Genomic DNA, 18,403 nt, shown 5'->3' on the forward strand with positions numbered 1-18,403 from the left:
AGCCGAACAATATCCGGCGGAACGGCTGTACGGCGCGCCCTAGTCGCGGTATTCTTTGTCGCGATGCACTACTCCCCCCTCGGCGATCGCGCCGTCACAATCACGCTCGGCGATGTCATCGATGAACCGACACACCGGTTGGTACGCGCGGTGTCGACGGCGCTCGAGCAGGATTCGCCGGCCGGTGTAACCGACCGCGTGGCGGCCTTTGCGAGCGTCACGGTGCACTACGATCCGACGGCCGTCGAGGCGGGCGACGACCCGAATGCATCGCCCTATGCGCGACTCGTTGCAGCGCTGACGCATCGGTTGTCGAACGTCCGCCCGGATGCGCTGCCCGCACCGCGCACAGTGGACATTCCCGTGTGTTATGGCAGCGATCTTGGCCCGGATCTCGGCGACGTCGCATCGCGCCACGGGATGACGTCCGACGACGTCGTGCGAATCCATTCTGGCGCGGAGTACCTCGTCTACATGGTCGGCTTCATGCCGGGATTCGCATACCTCGGGGGATTGCCGAGTGAGATCGCGACTCCGCGGCGTTCATCGCCGCGGACGGCAGTCCCCGCTGGCTCAGTAGGGATCGGCGGCCAACAGACGGGCGTCTATCCGCTCGAGTCGCCGGGTGGTTGGAATCTCATCGGCAAAACGCCGCTCCGGATTTTTGATCTGTCGCGCGAAACGCCAACGTTGCTGGCGACGGGCGATCGCGTGCGCTTCTCTCCAATCTCGCGCGACGAGTTTCGTCGTTGGCCGGCGTCGCAATGACCCTTCGCATAGTGACCGCGGGCCTTCAGACGACCGTCCAGGATCTCGGACGGATCGGGCATCAGCACGAGGGCATACCGGCCGGTGGCGCGATGGATCGCCAGGCACTTCGCGTCGCGAATCTCCTGGTTGGCAACGCAGAGTGCGCGGCCGGCCTTGAGATTTCTCTCATCGGTCCCGGTATTGCGTTCGAACGCGACGCGCTGATCGCGCTCGGTGGCGGCGATCTCGAAGCAACCGTCGACCATACACCCGTCGCGGTGTGGCATCCGATCTGGGTATCGCGCGGCTCAACGTTGCGCTTTGGACGCGTGAAGTCCGGTTGTCGTGCGTACCTCGCCGTCGCAGGCGGACTCGACGTACCGTGCGTGTTTGGAAGCCGAAGCACGTATCTGCGCGGCGGGTTTGGCGGCTTGTCGGGACGTGCGTTGAAGACCGGCGATGTATTGACGGTCGCCGCCGCATCGAACTTGGGCGAACACATCGCGACATCGCTTCGCACGGACAAGCGCGGACCGCTGGTCGCACGGTGGAGCATCGGGAGCACGCTTCGACCGCCGTATAGCGATGACGCCCAGGTGCGGCTGATCGCCGGTGCTCATCTCGATGTCCTCACTCCTGGGGCGCGCGACACCCTGCTTGGCGGAACGTTTCGCGTATCAGCAAGCTCTGATCGGATGGGCTATCGGCTCGAGGGTAAGGCGCTCGAGCTGCGCGAACCGGTTGAACTCCTTTCTGAAGGCGTTGGCTTTGGCACCGTGCAACTCCCGCCGGGTGGCGCGCCAATCGTGCTCATGTCCGACGCGCAGACGACTGGTGGTTATCCACGTCTTGGCAACGTTGCCAGCGTCGATCTGCCGTTGATCGCGCAACTCAAGCCCGGTGACCGGCTGCGTTTTCGTCTCGTGTCGCTCGACGAGGCACAGGCAGAGTACATCGCGTTGGAACACGAGATCGCACAGGCACGCGCCGGAATCGCGCTTCGATATCCCCGAGGAACGTCATGACCAGTCGAGTCGACTTGAATTGCGACATGGGCGAGAGCTTTGGCGCGTATCGCATTGGCGCCGACGACGAGGTGTTTCCGTTCATCACGTCAGCGAACGTGGCGTGCGGATTTCACGGCGGCGATCCCACCGTGATGCGCACGACGCTCGCCAAGGCGCGTGAGCGCGGCGTGGGTGTTGGCGCGCATCCGGGCTTTCCAGATCTGATCGGATTCGGCCGTCGCAACATGGACATCACACCGGAGGACGTGTACGACCTCGTGGTGTATCAGGTCGGCGCGCTGCTCGGGTTCGCGCGCGCAGGTGGCATGGAGTTGCAGCACGTGAAGGCACACGGAGCGCTGTACAACATGGCCGCATCGAAGCGCGAGCTCGCGTCAGCGATTGCACACGCCGTGTGCGACGTCGATCGCGAGCTGGTGCTCTTCGGTTTGCCGGGCAGCCATCTGATCGCTGAAGGCGAGGCGGCGGGGCTCACGACCGCCGGTGAGGCGTTCGCCGATCGCAATTACATGAACGACGGTTCGCTCGTGTCGCGCCGCCGGCCAGATGCGCAGGTACATGACGCCGACGAAGCCGTGCAACGCGCTATTCGTATGGTGCGCGACGGAACCGTTCGCAGCATCGACGGTCAGGAACTGTCAATGCGCGTGGACACCATCTGCATTCACGGCGACGGTCCGCACGCGGCGGAGTTTGCGCAGCGGCTTCGCAGTGCGTTCGAGGACGCGGGCATCGAAGTGCGGCCCATCGGCCGCGCGCAATCGTCGCGCTAGAAGCGGATCTCCTTCCCTTCCTCGGCCGACTTGTAGATCGCCTCGATAACGCGGTGTAACAGGACCTGATCGGTCGGGGCCTCGTACGGCGTCTCGCCGCGCACCACAGCAACAAAGTGCGCAAGCTCGGCGCGATATGATTGGATGAACGCGCTCTCGCGTCCCGCTGCGCCAGTCGGCGACACGTCGGTCGGACGGCCGTTGAGCTCTTTGACGACGCGCAGCGGCGCCAGGCGCGCGCTTCCGCGGGCGGCGAGCGTTTCGAACCAGAGCCGTTCGTCTTTGCCGACGTACGCAGCAGAGACGTCGAACAAAAATGACAGGCTCGCGGCGCACTCGAGGTGCACCAACATCGCTTCCTCGACAGCGCTCGCACCGCGCGGACGATCCATGTGCGCGCTCACGCGCACCGGCTCGGGAAAGTCGGCAAGCCAGAGTGCGAGATCCAGCAGTGGCGCCCCGTGATCGAGGAATACCCCGCCGCCGGACTCCGCGCGTCTGTTGCGCCACCCTTCGGCAGGTCGACGAAAGGTGTACGCGCCAGCGCGAATGCCAATCAGCTTCCCGAGCTCTCCGCCCTCGATGAAGCGCGACAGCGTTTGCACGTCGGTACGGTAGCGATGGTTGTTGCCCACCGTGACCGTTCGATCGGCGCGCGTCGCCGCAGCGAGAATGCGATCGACACCACGTGACGTGAGCGACAGCGGGCGCTCGCACAGCACGTGCTTTTTCGACGCGAGCGCGCTGAGCACGTGCGGCTCATGCAGGTGGTTCGGCGTCGCGATGACGACGGCGTCGAGCTCATCGAGCTCGAGCAGATCTTCGATGTCGGTAAAGACATCAGGGATGTCAAATCGATCAGCAAGGCCGCGCGCCTTGGTCCGATCGTTGTCGCAGATGGCCACCAGCTTTGCATCACGCGCTTTGGCCAACACTGGCAAATGCGCCAGCTGAGAGATGGCGCCGGCCCCGACAACTCCGATTCTCACCGGCTCCTTCATTTCGTGTCTCCGGTAGGCTGCGTGCCGCGCACGTGCCCAAAGTAGTACGTAACTCCGCCGCGAACCTGCGTCGATCTGAATCCACTCAACAGGTCGGCACGCACGCCGCCTTCGACGCCGAGGTGTTTCAGGACCTTGAGCGAGAGACCAGCCGTGACAAACAATCCGGGCGCGATGTTGTCGAGCGCACGCTCGGCGAACGTCCCGTTGATGAGGCTACCATCGGCATTCACGACGTGGGCAGCGAGGCCGATGCCGATGTACGGCTTGATCTCACCGGAGTACGTCGGCGTATACCGTGTTTCAGCGCTGAACGTGACGTCGTAGAGCGAGATTTTCGACGGAACGACGTGCGCGGTTCCCGTGCCAGAGAGATTCGTGTTGATCGAGTCGACGAATTGCTGGATGACGGCATCGCGAAAGCGTGATTCCCAATAGCTCACGCCGAACACGAGATGCCAGCTCTTGGCAATCTCTCCGTAGTCCGCCGAGACCGCGTAGAGTGCCGTGGGCTCGGCCTGTGAGGGCAGAATGCGGCCGATGCTCGCGCCCAAAGAAACGAGCTGCAGCTTATCGAGATTGAGCTGATTGAAGAGGGGCTCTTGCGCCGCAGCGGACTGTACCGCGACGAACAGACCGACAAGCGGCAGCGATCGCCGTAGCCAGTCCGCCCATCTGCGCTCGCGCGTTCGACTGCCGTTAGTTGGCAGGACCAACCGTAGTGCCGGGATAGTAAGTTCGCAGAATCGTTCGAAAGTCTTGGCCGGCGCGGGCGCGTCCGATTGCGCCCCACTGGCACATACCAACGCCATGTCCGTATCCGTTGCCACGAATCGTGAGGCGCGCAAGCGCGCCATCGCCGGACGTCGTCGTTTCGACGGAAAAATAGGTGCTGTTGAGGATCTCGCCACCGGGATTCCGCAATACGAAGCGAATATCGTTCCCTCGCACGACGAAGTTTCCTCGATCGGTCGTGATCGTGGTCGTGCCGACGCGACCCGATGCCGTGCGCGAACCAATCGTCACTTCGCGCGCCGCTCCCGGCGTTCGGTTTGGAACGGAGGTGTAGCTCGCGAGATACTGTGCAATCGCGGCATTGACGGTCGACCCTTCGAGAGTGCGCGTCCAGCGAAAGCGCGGCGACAGGTCGCAATAATATCGATCGGTACCAGGAATTCGATCGCTGACACGCTGCAGATACGGCTCGTCGTTCGACCGCCAGATTTCTGATGCCGCGGCGGTGGCACCACCGCACGTTGAGCTATACGGCGCGTTCACAACGCGACCGGCGTACTTGAGAACGAGCGTTCGAGTCGACTCCACGGCCTCTGAGGCGACCGGCGTCTCGACTTCGACGCCCCCGTAGACCTGATCCAACACGCCGCCCGTCACGTCGTAGGCGCGCGACGCATCGCTAGAGATGTGGATATAGGCGTAGCTCCGCGCCGTCACGGCCTGAGCCTGCACGGCGGCCGAATCGGCCTCTGCCTTCGTGCCGATCTCGAGCGGAACGACACCTCGCACATAGTCGTCGATCTTCACCACGTTGACGACAACGACGCCAGTATCGCCGCCAAATAGCGCGAGATCGCCGCGATAGGGCTTTCCAGCCACGCTCAGTAACGCACCGCCTTCAGAGCGCGCCATCATTGGCGCGTCGCTCCAGATGGTCGGGACGCCGTCGGGGCGAATCGCGCGCACGCGACGGCCCGAACGCTCGATGCGCCACACTTCGTTTCGGGCGGCCCGCGCAACGAGAGACCCGTCGCGCATAGTGAACATCAATCCTCCGGGCGACGACACGCGCGGCGCGGTCGGGCCAGATGCGATCAGCACGCGAATCGTCGCGTCGCCGGCATCGGGAACGTCGGCCTCGCGTCCGTTCCGCGCACGGACTGTAGGCATGCGAACCGGACGCCCGTCGCTGGCAACGGGCGGTCTCGAGTCGTCAGGCGGCGGTGATTGCGGCGGTGATGATTTCGGCGCGTTGCCAGCAACCGGAATGGCGATCACTGTTGGCGTCGGCGCCGGAACCGTTGTCGTGCAGCCGAGTGCAACGCCAGCAACGAGAACGAATCGAGCTCGCCGCATCGCCGCGACGCGCGAGCCAGGAACCCTGCTCACACCGCCTCGGCCATCGCGTCGTCGAGACGCGAAAGGGTGTCGTCAATCACAGAATCGTCGTGCGCCGACGATACGAATGCTGCCTCGAACGCCGACGGCGCGAGATACACCCCGCGTCGCAGAGCAGCGTGAAAGAATCGCTTGAAGCGTTCTGTGTCCGACGTCTTCGCATCGGCAAAGGATCGCACGGGTTCAGCGCGGAAGAAGAATCCCCACATGGACCCAGCAAAATCCGCCGTGAACGGCGCGCCATGGTGCGCCGCGATCTCGCTGACGCCTTGCGCGAGCCGAGCGGTTTGGATGGCGATCTGATCGTGCGTTGCTTTGTCGAGTGCGTGAAGCGTGGCGATTCCTGCGGCCATGGCGAGCGGATTTCCGGAGAGGGTTCCCGCCTGATACACACTACCGGACGGGGCGACCTGCTCCATTAAGTCTCGGCGCCCACCGTACGCGGCTACAGGCAATCCGCCACCAATCACTTTGCCGAGCGTGGTGAGGTCGGCAGTGACCCCAAAGCGCTCGCGCGCGCCGCCAAAGGCAATGCGAAACCCCGTCATCACCTCGTCGAAGATCAGCAGCGCACCGTATTGGTCGGCGAGCGCCCTGAGGCCCGGGAGAAACGCCGGATCAGGCGCAATGAAGCCGCCATTACCAACGACCGGTTCGACGATGATCGCGGCCGTGGGATGCGCGATGAGCAGCGCTTCGACGGCGGCGAGGTCGTTGAACGGCGCGACAACCGTCAGCGCAGCCAGAGCATCGGGAACGCCGGGCGAATTGGGAAGACCGAGCGTCGCGACACCCGAGCCCGCGCGGACGAGAAACGAATCCGCGTGGCCGTGATAGCATCCGTCGAACTTGAGAATGACGTCGCGCTGCGTGACCGCTCGCGCAACGCGTACAGCGCTCATCGTCGCTTCGGTGCCGCTGGAAACGAAGCGCATCATCTCGATGTGCGGCATCCGCTCCGTGATCAACTCGCCGAGTTCGACCTCGAGCGCGGTCGGAATGCCGAAGCTGGTGCCGTCGCGCATTGTCTGCGCGAGTGCACGAAGAACGACCGGCGGCGCGTGCCCCAACGCCAGAGCGCCCCATGACAGCACATAGTCGATGTACTCGTTGCCATCGACGTCCCAGATGCGCGCTCCTTCGCCACGCTGAACGACGAAGGGTTCTCCGCCCACGCCGCGAAAGGCACGGACCGGAGAGCTCACGCCTCCCGGAAAGAGGAAGCGCGCACGTTCCATGATCTCGCTCGACCGCGTCATCAGCGTCCGAAGCTGCCGATTGAACCGAGCACAGGAAGCGCGCGAGCTTCGCGAGCGCGAGGAGCCGGAGTCGAAACGACGTTGACCAGCGACGCCCCGAAGTCCACGTCGTCGATCACTTCTTCGAGGCGAAGGTCGACGAATGTACCAGGCGAAACGTCGCCGCCGTTGCGGATGTACGTCACGCCGTCGATGTCGTCGGCCTGCGCTGCAGTGCGCGCCTGGACGGCCGTGTCGTCGACACGGTCGACGAGCGCCCGCACCACGCGACCGACGCGACTTTCGTAGCGCTCGGCGGTGATCAACCGTTGGACTTCGTTCAGGCGCTCGAGACGCTCGCGCTTCACAGCCTCAGGGACGTCGTCGATCATCTCGGCGGCGCGTGTGCCTTCTTGCGGCGAATACGTGAACGCGCCAACGCGATCGAACTGCGTCTCTTCGAGGAAGCCGAGCAGCGTTTCGAAATCCTCTTCGGTTTCGCCGGGAAAGCCGACGATGCACGTCGTACGAATCGCGACGTCGGGAACGACCGACCGAATTCGGCCAACTTTCTCGCGAATGGTGCGCTGGCGTTCTGGGCGACGCATGCGCGCGAGTACTTCGTCGGACGCGTGCTGAATCGGCATGTCGAGATACGGCAGGATGCGCGGCTCCGTCGCCATCAGCTCGAGCAGCGCCGGCGTGAGCCCAGCCGAGTACAGATACAGCATGCGAATCCACGGAATCGTGGTTTCGCGCGTGAGCGCGCTGAGAACTTCCGGGAGACCGAGCTTGTCGTCGCGACGGTCGCGGCCGTAGTGCGCGAGATCCTGCGCAACGAGGTTGATCTCACGAGCGCCCTGCGCCTCGAGCAACTGAGCTTCGGCGACGATCTCGTTGAGCGCGAAGGAGCGGTGCTTGCCGCGCATGAGCGGGATTGCGCAGAACGCGCAACCGTGATCGCAGCCCTCGCTGATCTTGAGATATCTGACATGCTGCAATCCACCGGCGAACATGCGAATGCCCGGGTGGACGACCGGCACGTCGAGCTCCCCGATCAGTCCTCGCTCCTCGAGCTCCGGAATGAGACGATCCATTTCCGATGAGCCGAGGAAGAGGTCGACCTCGGGGAGCGCTTCGATGAGCTCACCCTTGTGGCGCTGGACCATGCATCCGACGCCGACGACCGCCTTGCAGCTGCCTTCGTCCTTGAGGCGTCCCGCTTCGACGAGCGCGTCGATCGATTCCTTTTTCGCGGCGTCGATGAAGCCGCAGGTGTTGACGACGATGACATCAGCCTCGTCCATGCGCTCCGTGTACTCGGCGCCACGATCGGCGAGCTGGGCAACGTAGCGCTCGCTATCGACGGTGTTCTTGTCGCAACCGAGGGTGATGACGGACACACGGAGTCCGCGCGAGGATTTGGCCGATGGCATCCGGGAAATGTAACCGAGGGTCGCGGTCGTTTTTCAGCAGGCCGAGCCCGCCGGCTCGGGGTGAATCAAAATTTGCCTTGCGGTATAGTACTTTGCGTAATAAAGTACTCCACATGACACACTCCGAGACCGGCGCGATACGCGAAGCCCATATCGAGCGCGGGCTGCCCGCCCTTGCTCCATCCATTGCCATCGCGACGGGGTGGTTCGCACTCGGTCACGGGATCTTTGGCGATGCCCTGTTCCACGATGGCGGGCTCGGGATCGCATTTCCGATCTGGATCGCGACCATCGCGCTCGGCACCATCGGCGTGACTTGGCGAGCGAGGGGACGCGTCCAAGGCGAGACCTTTGGCTGGCTCCTCGCGGCCGTGCTTTTCGCAGCGGCCTGCGCCTGGCGCGCGTCCGAAGAGCTACGGCTGTTCAACGTCGTCGCGACGTTGGCGTCGCTCGGCCTCGCCGGACTGACTATTCACGATTCCCAGCTGAGCATCTTCACATCGCGACTGTCGGCTATCGCGCAGGGGCTCGTGCGATCCGCGCTCGGAGTCGCCGCCGGCATCATCCCGCTCGTCGTGCGCGATTTTGCGGCGATAACTCCACGTGAACGCGGAGCTCGATCGCTTCGCGCGGCAATCCGTGTGATCATCATCGTCGTGCCGCTCGCGCTGGTGTTTGGTTCGCTCCTGAGTGGCGCCGATCCGATCTTTGCGAGCATCGTCGCCCTGCCAACCGTCGATATCGGCAAGCTCGTCTCGCACGTCATACTGACTGGTGTTCTCACCTGGGTGCTCGCTGGGTGGCTCCGGTCGGCGATCCTGCCCAGCGGAGACACGCCACACACAGCGTATCGCCTGCCCTTTCAACTCGGCGTACTCGAGACGACGTCGGCGTTGATGACGCTGAACGTGTTGTTCGCGGTGTACGTTGCCGCGCAAATCGGATGGCTCTTCGGCGGCGAAGCGTTTCTCCGCGCTCGAACCGGACTCACGGCCGCCGAGTACGCGAGACACGGGTTCTTCGAAACAGTGGCAGTCGTCGCGCTCGTCGTGCCTGTGCTGTTGGGCACTCGCGCCGCGGTTCAGCAAAACGGCAGCGCCCTGCGCCGACACGCGACGCTCGCGTTGCCGGTCATCGTACTCGTCGGCGCGATCATCATTTCGGCAATTCAGCGAATGCGATTGTACGTGAACTACTACGGCATGTCGACGGAACGACTGTATGCGTTGGTGTTCATGGCGTGGCTTGGCGTGGTACTCGCGTGGATGGCGATCACCGTGCTCCGCAACCGAGATAGGCTTTTTGTCGGCGGCGCAGTAGCATCGGGGCTGCTGACGCTCGCGGCGCTCAACATGGCGTCACCCGACGTTCTTGTCGCGCGCATGAACATTCAGCGAGCGGCCCAGGCGCCGACGTCGCAACAAGCACTCGACATCGGGTACCTTGCCAGCTTGAGTGGCGACGCCGTCGGGCTCACGACGCGCGTGCTCGTCGATCGCACGTCGACGACTAGCGTCGGCGAGCGATGTGAGGCAGCGCGAGCGGTGATCAAGCGATGGGGGCCACAGTCGCAGAGCGGCGTTCGCATGACGCGAACAGCATCGTGGCGCTGGTGGAACTCGGGCGAGCGTTCGGCGATACGCGCCGTCGCAACGAACCTCCCGGCGCTCCAGGCGATCGCGGACGAAGGTTGTCCGCGACCGCCAACGGAGCCAGTTCAGCGATAGTTGCCGAACTTGAGTTCTACGCCAAAATCGCCCTTTCGCAGGAGCGCCATGGCGTCCTGCAGGTCGTCCTTTGACGGCGACGTGATGCGCACCTGATCGCCCTGAATGGACGCCTGAACCTTTTTCAGCTTCGCGTCCTTGATCGCGGCGGACACCTTCTTCGCCGTGTCGGAGTCGAGCGCCGTCTTGAGCTTCACCTCGCAGCGCACGGTATCGCCGCCGGCCTGCTTGTTCTCGCCAACGTCGAGATTCTTCACCGGCACGCCGCGCTTGATCAGCTTGGCCTGGACGACGTCGAACAGTGCGCGCATCTGGAAATCACTATTCGCGACGAGCTCGATCAGCTCCTCGGCGCGCTTGAATTCGATCGTCGCGTTGGAGCCTTTGAAGTCGTAGCGCTGAGCAATTTCCTTTTGCGCCTGGTTGATGGCGTTGTCGACCTCTTGAAGGTCGACGCCGGTCGTAACGTCGAACGAGCTATTCTGGGCCATTCGTCGCGGCCTTGTCCGCGGGCTTCTTTTTCAGCTTCGAGTCGTAGAACTCGACCATGCGCTTGTACATGTCGAGGAAATCGTCGGCACTCTGCACGCCACCGCCATGGCCGCCGTTCATGTAGTTCACCCACGTCACTTCCTTCCCGAGTCGACGCAGCGCGTAGTACATCTCGCGCGTGTTGTCGGCAGGAACGTTCGAGTCCTGCGCGCCAGTAATCAACATCATCGGCGTCTTGATGCGATCAGCGAACATGATGGCCGACGTCTGCACGTACTTCTGCGGCTGCGCCCACAGCGTGGCGCCAATACGGTCCTGCTGACGCTCGGCCGCCGTAATGTTGCGAACGCCAAGACGCGGGCTGTCGGTGTAGAAGCTGATGATGTCGACTTTGCCCGAGATGTTGATTGCCGCCTTGAACCGATCCGTCTGCGTGACCAGCAGGTTCGTGGCGTAGCCGCCGTAGCTCGTACCATGCACGCCGAGTCGCGCTGAATCAGCCACACCCATTTCGATGAGCTTGTTCGCCGCGCCGGTGACGCCCTTGAGCCACGCCTCGCCCGGATAGCCAATCTCGAAATCCACGGACGGTTTTACGACCACGTAGCCGTTCGCCGAGAGAATGTTCGCGGCGACGTCGAAGGTGTCGTCGAAGAAATCTTCGTAGATGATGAAGACGGTCGGATACGCCCTGCCCTTCTGATAGTCCGCCGGATAGTGCACGACGGCGTACTTCGAGTGACCGTCCGCGTCGAGATACGACATCAACTCCGTAGGTCCGATGCGCTTGGCGGAGAGTTGGGGATTCGACTCGACGAAACGCTTGAGATTTCCGAGATCGCCGTCGGCGGTGTACAGCTCGGCCGGACGATTGCCCTCGGTGACGTTGAGGAAAATCGTATTGCCATCCTTCGCGACGCGCAGGTTGCCGTACGTACGACCATCCTTGATCAATTCGCGACTCTGCTTCGTCGCACGATCGTAGCGCACGATGCCGCGTTCCCACTTGGTGCGCGACGCCGACGTGAAGTACAGCTTCGATCCGTCATCACTCCACGCTGCGATCGCCGCGCGGGGCGCGGTGGTGCTCGAGTCGTTCGTTGCGATCGCGAGATCCTTCGTGTTCGTGTTCAGGTCGTAGACCCACAGGCCTTCGCGATTCGACAGCAGCAGCGCGTCGCCGCGCGGACTGAAACGCGACGCCGTGTACCGATCGGCAGCCGCCGTGTTGCCGCCACGTCCACCGCGGCCGCCTCGTCCACCGGAAGCACTCGAATCGGCCGGAGCGGCCGGCGCGCCTTTGGGTGGCTCCGGTGGGCCAGCGATCATTCGCGTGGCCGAGTCCGCGACGGTGCCGACGTAGACGCGACCGTCGCGCGAGTACGCGTAACGCTTGCCGTCCTCGGCCCACACGACCTGTGCGCCGCGCGTGGACGCCATCACCGTGTGCAACGCACCAGTCGCCGTGGCACGCGCCGAGAGCTTGCTGTCGTTTCCGCCGGCTTCGTAGTCCGTCTTCTTCGTCGCATCTTCGCCGTAGGTGACGAACGATCCATCCTCGGCGAGTGTGTAGTTCGTGATGGCCGCTTCGGGAATCATCTCGTGGTACTGGCCCGTCTTCACGTCGAGTGCCCCGACGCTGCGCCGATTGCCCATGCGCCGGAGATCGTCCCAAGCGAGAAACGGATCCTTGCTATCCTGCACGAAGACGGGTCCGACGGTCATGTTCGTGAACGTGTCCTGCGCCTTTTTCCGCCACTCGGTGGTGTGGACGGCGACGACGAGCTGCGTGCCGGCGCCATTCCAGCGGATGTCACTCGTTTCGGCGACATACTTTCCGGTGGGCATCTTGAGAGTCGTGAGCTTACCCGTCGCGCGATTCCAGACCGCGGGCTCATAGGCGTCGGTGCCCCACACGAGCATCGCGAGCTGAGAGCCGTCTGGCGACCAGCGCATGCCGCGTACGGCGCGCTTGTCGGGAAATATGGCGGTCCGCGTTCCCGTCTTGGCATCGACGGACCAGAGACGCACGAGCGTTGGGTGCACGTAGCTCGGGTCACCGTCGTGGCGAAAGTCGTTGCCGTAGCCGTCGCGACGCACCGATTGGGTGAGCGCGATCCATTTGCCGTCGTCGCTGAGATCAGCGATAGCGTAGCTGTTGATCTCGAGAGCGTCGGTTGGCGTGAAAAAGGGCGATGGCGCCGCGGGCGACGCCTGCTGCGCGGCGGAGGCAGGCGCCTTGGCCTGCGCATAGGCCAGCGGCGCGGCGGCGACGAGAACGACGGCCGCGAGTCGCGGCGCGCGAGCGAAGCGTGATCCGATCATGTGGAACGCCCTCGGGAGGAAGGAGTCGCGCGACCATCGCGGTCGGGACACCAAATTTAAAAGCCGGCTGCTCCATTTTGCGGAGCAACCGGCTTTCGCGCCAGGAGCCTGATCGGGAAGCGCGAGGGCTAACCCAGATAGGATTCCAGCGCGCGAGCACGGCTCACGTGGCGCAGGCGCGAGAGAGCCTTTTCCTTGATTTGGCGCACGCGTTCGCGCGTGATGCCGAGCAGTGCGCCGATTTCTTCGAGCGTCATGGGCTCGCTGCCGTCCAGGCCGAAATACAGACGAAGGATCTTCGACTCGCGCTCCTTGAGGTGCGACAGCGCTTCCTCGATCGACTCGGTGAGCGCCTTTTCGAAGGTCTGCTCGTCGGGCGTTGGGTTGAGCGTGTCGGGGAGGTAGTCGAGGAGCTTGTTGTCCTCACCGGGCGTGAGCGGCGCGTCGAGGGAGAGGTGCGTCTGCGAAATCGCCATGGTCTTGGCGACCTCTTCCTCGGTGATGTCCATGCCATGAGCAATCTCGGCATGGGTGGCGTCGCGTCCGAGTTCCTGAAGCAGCGCGTTGGCGCGTTTGCCGATGCGGTGGAGCGTGCCCGCGCGATTGAGCGGCACGCGCACGATGCGCGACTGCTCGGCGAGCGCCTGCAGAATGGCCTGCCGAATCCACCAGACGGCGTAGGAGATGAACTTGATCCCCTTCGTCTCGTCGAATTTGTGGGCGGCGCGGATGAGACCGAGGTTGCCCTCGTTGATCAGATCGGAGAGCGAGACACCCTGATTCTGATATTTCTTGGCGACAGAGACGACGAAGCGGAGGTTCGACCGAACGAGCTTGTCGAGACACTCCTGGTCGCCCTTTCGAATTTCCTGGGCAAGGCGAACTTCTTCCTCGCGCGGAATCAGCGGGTAGGCGCTGATGTCGCGGAGGTATTGATCGAGTGAACCTTCCTCGTACGACGACTTCTTATTGCCAGTAGTGGCCATGAGGATCCTTGTCACTCATTTACAGCTCCGCGCATTCACGCTGCATTTGCGTCTATTTGATCCGCTCGCCCAGTCGCGCCCACCGGATGTGCGTCAGCCATGCAAAGCTACGGTCGGAACTATCCGGTGAGTAGCTGTAGTAAATCACAAACGGGCGTCCCTTCAGCAGAGAATCCGCGACGAACCCCCAATAGCGACTATCGAGCGAATTGTCTCGATTGTCTCCGAGCACGAAATAGTTCTCTCTTGGGACGACCAACGGACCCCAGTTGTTTCGTGACGGATGATATCCCGTGGCAGCGTTGGCAGTTCGAACAACGTACTCGCGTTGCCAGCGAAAATCTTCTGGTGAGGGATCCATATCAGGCTCGGTGTGCTCGACATATCGCTCGGCCACCGTGGCCCCGTTGCGAATAAGTGTTCCCTCTCGCATTTCGAGTGTGTCGCCGGGCACACCCACGAGCCGCTTCACAAAATTCTTCGTCAGGTCCTCGGGAAATTCGAAGACGATCACGTCGCCGCGCTTTGGTTCGCGGAGACGCGGAAGTCGCTTGTGAGTGAACGGGACCTCGGCGCCGTACACGAGCTTATTCACGAGCAGGAAGTCACCTACCTGCAGCGTGCGCTCCATGCTGCCGCTCGGGATCTTGAACGCCTCGACAAAGAACGTTCGGATCACGCCGAACAGGACGACGGACACGACGAGGATCTTGAACCACTCGGCGAAGAACCGAAGGCTGGAACGCCCCCGGTTCAGCTCGCGGAGTGCATCGAGACGCTGCGCTGGCGTAATCGAGCGCGACGGCACTGCTGCCGTCGCGTCCGCCTGGGCGCCGGATCCTGAACCAGACTCGATGATTGACATATTTCGTTACAGCTCTCCCCCACTGCTCCGACGACAAACGGACGATTCGCCGATTGTGGTAATAACGTGGTTGGGTCCGGTGGGCTAGAAGGGGGAACGGCGGTGAGGCACGTCAGTCCGGCGTACCTAGGTAGTTATCGATCTGCGCACGCTGAAGCGAGCCCGAGAAGTCGAGATATCCAACTTTGGTCTCCGAATAGAACTCGTAGACCTCCCACCCGCCCTCGCGGTGACCGTTCCCTGTCTGTTTTACGCCTCCGAAAGGCAGATGTGCCTCGGCCCCGATCGTTGGCGCGTTGATGTACGTGATGCCATTGTCGAGTTCAGTTAACGCTCGCATGGCGACGTTGACGTCTCGCGTATACACCGAGGACGACAGGCCGTACTTCACGCCGTTGTTGATCGCAAAGGCCTCGTCCGCGGTTTGGAATCGTACTACGGAAAGAACAGGCCCAAAGATCTCTTCCTGCTCGAGTCGCATGCCGGCACGCACGCGCGCAAAGATCGTTGGCTGAAAGAAGAAGCCGTTGTCGACGCCCTTTCCTTCCGGCCGCTGTCCCCCGCACAGAAGATCAGCTCCCTCTTCCTGACCGATGTCGACGTACCGCGCGGTTTTCTCCACGGCCGCCCGATTGATCATCGGACCGACATCGGTACCCGCCTTTCGTCCGTCGCCGAGCTTCATATCGCGAGCCCGCTGAACGAGACGGCTGAGCACTTCGTCGTGAATCCCGTCCTGGAGGAGTAGACGACTCGTTGCCGTGCACCGTTGACCGGTCGTGCCAAAGGCACCCCAAAGCACGCCATCGAGCGCGAGATCGAGATTCGCGTCGTTGAACACCATCATCGCGTTCTTGCCGCCCATCTCGAGCGACAATCGCTTGTGCATTCGTCCGCAAACCTCGCCCACGATTCGTCCCGTCTCCGTCGATCCCGTAAATGAGATGACTGGAATGAGCGGATGGTTCACTATTGCAGCCCCGGCCGATTCGCCGAGCCCGTGAACGAGCTGAATCACTTCGGGCGGGAGCCCGGCCTCGAGCATGATTTCGACGAGCGCGTGGCCGGTATGCGGAACGTCTTCGGCGGGCTTGAAGATGCACGCGTTTCCACAGAGTAGCGCCGGGAACATCTTCCACGTCGGAATGGCCATCGGAAAGTTGAACGGCGTGATGATGCCGGCCACACCGATGGGGCGACGGAAGGACATTGCCCACTTGTTGCGCATCTCGCTGGGCACCGTGTGGCCGAAGAGACGTCGTCCCTCGGTGGCCGCGTAGTACGCCGTATCAATGCCTTCCTGCACGTCGCCGCGCGTTTCGGTGAGCGGCTTGCCCATTTCGCGCGTCATCAAGTCGGCAAGCTCGTCCTTCCGCTTCGACATGATGTCGCCAATGCGACGCAGCACGTCGCCGCGCGCCGGAGCAGGCGTGGCGCGCCACACCTCAAAACCGCGGCGGGCCGACTCGACCGCCTTGTCCACATCCGCGGAGCCGGACATCGGAAAGCGACCGATGGAATCCGACACGTCGGCCGGATTCAAGTTCTCGAAATATTCGCCGCTGATCGGAGGCACCCAATCGCCGCCGATGAAGTTTTTGAAGTTTTTCATTGTTCCAGGGTGCGTGCGCGTTGAGGCCTGCTGGAGGTCACCTTGATTCTAAGCGCGGCGCCAAACGAGTTCAGGCCTCGGGCTTGGCCGGTGGCGGCTGAGTCGTTGGCGCGGGCGTCTGTGTGCCTTGCGGCGGCGTCGTCGGCTGAGGTGCCGGAGTTTGCGGCGTCGGCTCCGGCTTCGGCAGTGGCGGCAGGTCCGCTGGGCAGCTCCAGGTCCGCAAATGACGAGAGTCTGGCTTCCCGTAACCGATGCGCGGCAGCACGTCCATCGTACCGAGCACCAATCCCCAGAGTACGACCAGCAGCGAAAGCGTGTGTGACTTGCCCGCGCGATGACGGAAGGTCCAGACCGAAGCCCAGAGGCCGCTCAGAGTCACCGCGCTCACCGCGCCGAGGTACCCCACGAGACCGAAGCCGCAGCGGGCGTCGTAGGGCCAGACGGTAATCGCGACACCGAGTGCCAGCGCGAGCAATAGGCGCGCGTACACGGCCCACGCGGACGTCGTTCGCGGTTCAGACGGCACCGACGCGGCGGCCGACTGTTTCGGCGCTTTGCCGCCCTTGGCTTGGGCCGTGGGCGGCGGGCCGGCGAGCGCGTCGTCGGAGAGCGAGGCAAGCTGTTTGTCGACCTTGGCGAGCTCCTTTTCCCAATCGCGATCCGCCATCAGCCCGTCGCCTCCCTGGTCAAACCGTAGCGTTCAATCTTCTTGTACAGATTCGACCGCGGCATGTCCAGCGCGCGTGCGGTCTCCGACACGTTCCAGTCGAAGGCGCGCAACTTCGCGACCAGAAAGGCGCGCTCCGCCGCGTGTTTGAACTCCTCGAACGTCTGACAATCGAGCAGCGAGCCCAGCCCGGCCTGTTCCGGGTCGCGCTTTCCGACGAGACGCTCGATGTCCTCGGCAACGATTCGCGGACCCGAGGCCAGAATGAGCAAACGCTCAATCGTGTTTCGGAGCTCGCGAACGTTTCCCGGCCATTCGAGGTGCGACAGCCGCTCCACCGCTTCCGGCGCCACCGCCCGCGGCGCGACGCCTTCGCGGCCCGTGAGCACGCCGACGAAGTGCGCGATGAGGAGTGGAATGTCTTCTCGGCGCTCACGCAGGGGCGGCACGTGGATGGGTACCACGTTCAGCCGATAGAACAGGTCCTCGCGGAAGTGCCCTTCGGCGATCTCCGTCTCGAGATTCTTGTTCGTCGCAGCCAAAACGCGTACGTCGACGGCCACCGGCTTCGATCCGCCAATTCGCGTCACCACGCCGTCCTGAAGAACGCGCAGCACCTTCGCCTGCGCGGCGAGGCTCATATCGCCGACTTCGTCGAGAAAGAGCGTTCCGCCGTTGGCCTGCTCGAACTTTCCGGCGCGATCGGCGATGGCGCCGGTGAACGATCCCTTCATGTGACCGAACAGTTCACTCTCGATCAACTCGCTCGGGATCGCGGCGCAGTTCACTTCGACGAAAGGTCCGTCCGCACGCGTGGACTGCGCGTGTAGCGCCCGCGCCACGAGTTCCTTGCCGGTACCGTTCTCGCCGGTGATGAGCACGCGCGCCGGCGTCTTGCCGACACGATCGATCTTGTCGATCACGGCGCGAATGCCATACGAGCGCCCAACGATCTCGAAACGCGACTGAATCGTTTCGCGCAGCCGTGTGTTCTCGGCGAAGAGATCGAGGTGTTGAAGCGCGTTGCGCAGCGTGACGAGAATGCGATCCGTGTCGAGCGGCTTCTCGAGAATGTCGTACGCGCCGAGTTGAGTCGCTTCGACAGCCGTTTGGATCGTTGCATGGCCGCTGATCATCACGACGATCGCGCTCGGATCGGACTCCTTGATCTTTCTGAGCGCTTCGACGCCGTCGATGCCGGCCATCTTCACGTCGAGAAAGACGAGATCGGGGCGCTGCTTGGCGTACTCGGCCAAGCCATCGACCGCGTTGCCGACCGCACGGACCTCGTAGCCCTCGAACTCGAGCAGTTGTCCGAGCGCCGCGCGAATGCCCTGCTCGTCGTCGATGATGAGAATGCGACGGGCCAT

The 18,403-nt window shown here is 63.2% G+C and carries 16 protein-coding genes; 4 read left to right on the forward strand and 12 right to left on the reverse strand.

Features of this window, described 5'->3' with window-relative positions; genetic code table 11:
* The first annotated feature begins 63 nt into the window (after window positions 1-63).
* Genes pxpB through AC6H4Z_RS16005 form a run of 3 tightly spaced genes read left to right on the forward strand, consistent with a single transcriptional unit; the run spans window position 64 to window position 2,551 of the window.
* Window positions 64-768 carry a 5-oxoprolinase subunit PxpB gene (gene pxpB / locus AC6H4Z_RS15995; RefSeq protein ID WP_497542957.1) on the forward strand — a complete coding sequence of 235 codons (705 nt, stop codon included), beginning with the start codon at window positions 64-66 and terminating at the stop codon, window positions 766-768.
* A complete protein-coding gene (locus AC6H4Z_RS16000; RefSeq protein WP_497542958.1) occupies window positions 765-1,775 on the forward strand; it encodes a 5-oxoprolinase subunit C family protein in 1,011 nt (336 codons plus the stop codon). The genes pxpB and AC6H4Z_RS16000 overlap by 4 nt, the downstream gene beginning before the upstream one ends.
* Window positions 1,772-2,551, forward strand: a complete 780-nt coding sequence (locus AC6H4Z_RS16005) for a LamB/YcsF family protein (RefSeq protein WP_497542959.1) — start codon at window positions 1,772-1,774, stop codon at window positions 2,549-2,551. Before AC6H4Z_RS16000 ends, AC6H4Z_RS16005 begins: the two co-directional genes overlap by 4 nt.
* Here AC6H4Z_RS16005 and AC6H4Z_RS16010 read toward each other — a convergent pair.
* Genes AC6H4Z_RS16010 through rimO form a run of 5 tightly spaced genes read right to left on the reverse strand, consistent with a single transcriptional unit; the run spans window position 2,548 to window position 8,326 of the window.
* Window positions 2,548-3,552: a Gfo/Idh/MocA family protein gene (locus tag AC6H4Z_RS16010; RefSeq protein WP_497542960.1), complete on the reverse strand. Its 1,005-nt coding sequence runs from the start codon at window positions 3,550-3,552 to the stop codon at window positions 2,548-2,550. The genes AC6H4Z_RS16005 and AC6H4Z_RS16010 overlap by 4 nt on opposite strands.
* On the reverse strand, window positions 3,549-4,268 hold the full coding sequence (locus AC6H4Z_RS16015; protein WP_497542961.1) for a hypothetical protein: 720 nt from the start codon (window positions 4,266-4,268) through the stop codon (window positions 3,549-3,551). The genes AC6H4Z_RS16010 and AC6H4Z_RS16015 overlap by 4 nt, the downstream gene beginning before the upstream one ends.
* Window positions 4,252-5,676 (reverse strand): SpoIID/LytB domain-containing protein, encoded by a 1,425-nt coding sequence (locus AC6H4Z_RS16020; RefSeq protein WP_497542962.1) that lies wholly within the window; start codon window positions 5,674-5,676, stop codon window positions 4,252-4,254. The genes AC6H4Z_RS16015 and AC6H4Z_RS16020 overlap by 17 nt, the downstream gene beginning before the upstream one ends.
* Window positions 5,673-6,944, reverse strand: coding sequence for a glutamate-1-semialdehyde 2,1-aminomutase (hemL, locus tag AC6H4Z_RS16025; RefSeq protein WP_497542963.1), 1,272 nt, complete (start codon window positions 6,942-6,944; stop codon window positions 5,673-5,675). Before hemL ends, AC6H4Z_RS16020 begins: the two co-directional genes overlap by 4 nt.
* A complete protein-coding gene (gene rimO, locus AC6H4Z_RS16030; protein WP_497542964.1) occupies window positions 6,944-8,326 on the reverse strand; it encodes a 30S ribosomal protein S12 methylthiotransferase RimO in 1,383 nt (460 codons plus the stop codon). Before rimO ends, hemL begins: the two co-directional genes overlap by 1 nt.
* A 146-nt stretch (window positions 8,327-8,472) precedes the next feature.
* Between rimO and AC6H4Z_RS16035 the strand changes: the two genes are divergently transcribed.
* Window positions 8,473-10,086, forward strand: a complete 1,614-nt coding sequence (locus tag AC6H4Z_RS16035; protein ID WP_497542965.1) for a DUF4153 domain-containing protein — start codon at window positions 8,473-8,475, stop codon at window positions 10,084-10,086.
* Here the strand turns inward: AC6H4Z_RS16035 and AC6H4Z_RS16040 are convergent.
* The 7 genes from AC6H4Z_RS16040 to AC6H4Z_RS16070 form a co-directional block, all read right to left on the reverse strand.
* Window positions 10,077-10,577, reverse strand: coding sequence for a YajQ family cyclic di-GMP-binding protein (locus AC6H4Z_RS16040; protein ID WP_497542966.1), 501 nt, complete (start codon window positions 10,575-10,577; stop codon window positions 10,077-10,079). The genes AC6H4Z_RS16035 and AC6H4Z_RS16040 overlap by 10 nt on opposite strands.
* Window positions 10,564-12,903, reverse strand: a complete 2,340-nt coding sequence (locus AC6H4Z_RS16045; RefSeq protein ID WP_497542967.1) for a S9 family peptidase — start codon at window positions 12,901-12,903, stop codon at window positions 10,564-10,566. Before AC6H4Z_RS16045 ends, AC6H4Z_RS16040 begins: the two co-directional genes overlap by 14 nt.
* A 128-nt stretch (window positions 12,904-13,031) precedes the next feature.
* Window positions 13,032-13,889 carry a sigma-70 family RNA polymerase sigma factor gene (locus tag AC6H4Z_RS16050; protein ID WP_497542968.1) on the reverse strand — a complete coding sequence of 286 codons (858 nt, stop codon included), beginning with the start codon at window positions 13,887-13,889 and terminating at the stop codon, window positions 13,032-13,034.
* A gap of 52 nt (window positions 13,890-13,941) precedes the next feature.
* Entirely contained in the window at window positions 13,942-14,754 is an 813-nt protein-coding gene (gene lepB, locus AC6H4Z_RS16055) for a signal peptidase I (RefSeq protein WP_497542969.1), read from the reverse strand.
* Between the two features lie 112 nt (window positions 14,755-14,866).
* Window positions 14,867-16,366, reverse strand: coding sequence for an aldehyde dehydrogenase family protein (locus tag AC6H4Z_RS16060; RefSeq protein ID WP_497542970.1), 1,500 nt, complete (start codon window positions 16,364-16,366; stop codon window positions 14,867-14,869).
* Window positions 16,367-16,436: 70 nt separating this feature from the next.
* On the reverse strand, window positions 16,437-17,033 hold the full coding sequence (locus AC6H4Z_RS16065) for a hypothetical protein (RefSeq protein WP_497542971.1): 597 nt from the start codon (window positions 17,031-17,033) through the stop codon (window positions 16,437-16,439).
* Window positions 17,033-18,403: a sigma-54-dependent transcriptional regulator gene (locus AC6H4Z_RS16070; protein ID WP_497542972.1), complete on the reverse strand. Its 1,371-nt coding sequence runs from the start codon at window positions 18,401-18,403 to the stop codon at window positions 17,033-17,035. The genes AC6H4Z_RS16065 and AC6H4Z_RS16070 overlap by 1 nt, the downstream gene beginning before the upstream one ends.

It is taken from the genome of Leucogemmata humicola (assembly GCF_055379415.1).

Coding starts and splice junctions, on each gene's coding strand:
- pxpB (WP_497542957.1), top strand. CDS start 64: ATGCACTACTCCCCCCTCGGCGATCGCGCCGTCACAATCACGCTCGGC.
- AC6H4Z_RS16000 (WP_497542958.1), top strand. CDS start 765: ATGACCCTTCGCATAGTGACCGCGGGCCTTCAGACGACCGTCCAGGAT.
- AC6H4Z_RS16005 (WP_497542959.1), top strand. CDS start 1,772: ATGACCAGTCGAGTCGACTTGAATTGCGACATGGGCGAGAGCTTTGGC.
- AC6H4Z_RS16010 (WP_497542960.1), bottom strand. CDS start 3,552: ATGAAGGAGCCGGTGAGAATCGGAGTTGTCGGGGCCGGCGCCATCTCT.
- hemL (WP_497542963.1), bottom strand. CDS start 6,944: ATGACGCGGTCGAGCGAGATCATGGAACGTGCGCGCTTCCTCTTTCCG.
- AC6H4Z_RS16035 (WP_497542965.1), top strand. CDS start 8,473: ATGACACACTCCGAGACCGGCGCGATACGCGAAGCCCATATCGAGCGC.
- AC6H4Z_RS16040 (WP_497542966.1), bottom strand. CDS start 10,577: ATGGCCCAGAATAGCTCGTTCGACGTTACGACCGGCGTCGACCTTCAA.
- AC6H4Z_RS16045 (WP_497542967.1), bottom strand. CDS start 12,903: ATGATCGGATCACGCTTCGCTCGCGCGCCGCGACTCGCGGCCGTCGTT.
- AC6H4Z_RS16050 (WP_497542968.1), bottom strand. CDS start 13,889: ATGGCCACTACTGGCAATAAGAAGTCGTCGTACGAGGAAGGTTCACTC.
- lepB (WP_497542969.1), bottom strand. CDS start 14,754: ATGTCAATCATCGAGTCTGGTTCAGGATCCGGCGCCCAGGCGGACGCG.
- AC6H4Z_RS16060 (WP_497542970.1), bottom strand. CDS start 16,366: ATGAAAAACTTCAAAAACTTCATCGGCGGCGATTGGGTGCCTCCGATC.
- AC6H4Z_RS16065 (WP_497542971.1), bottom strand. CDS start 17,033: ATGGCGGATCGCGATTGGGAAAAGGAGCTCGCCAAGGTCGACAAACAG.
- AC6H4Z_RS16070 (WP_497542972.1), bottom strand. CDS start 18,403: ATGGCCCGTCGCATTCTCATCATCGACGACGAGCAGGGCATTCGCGCG.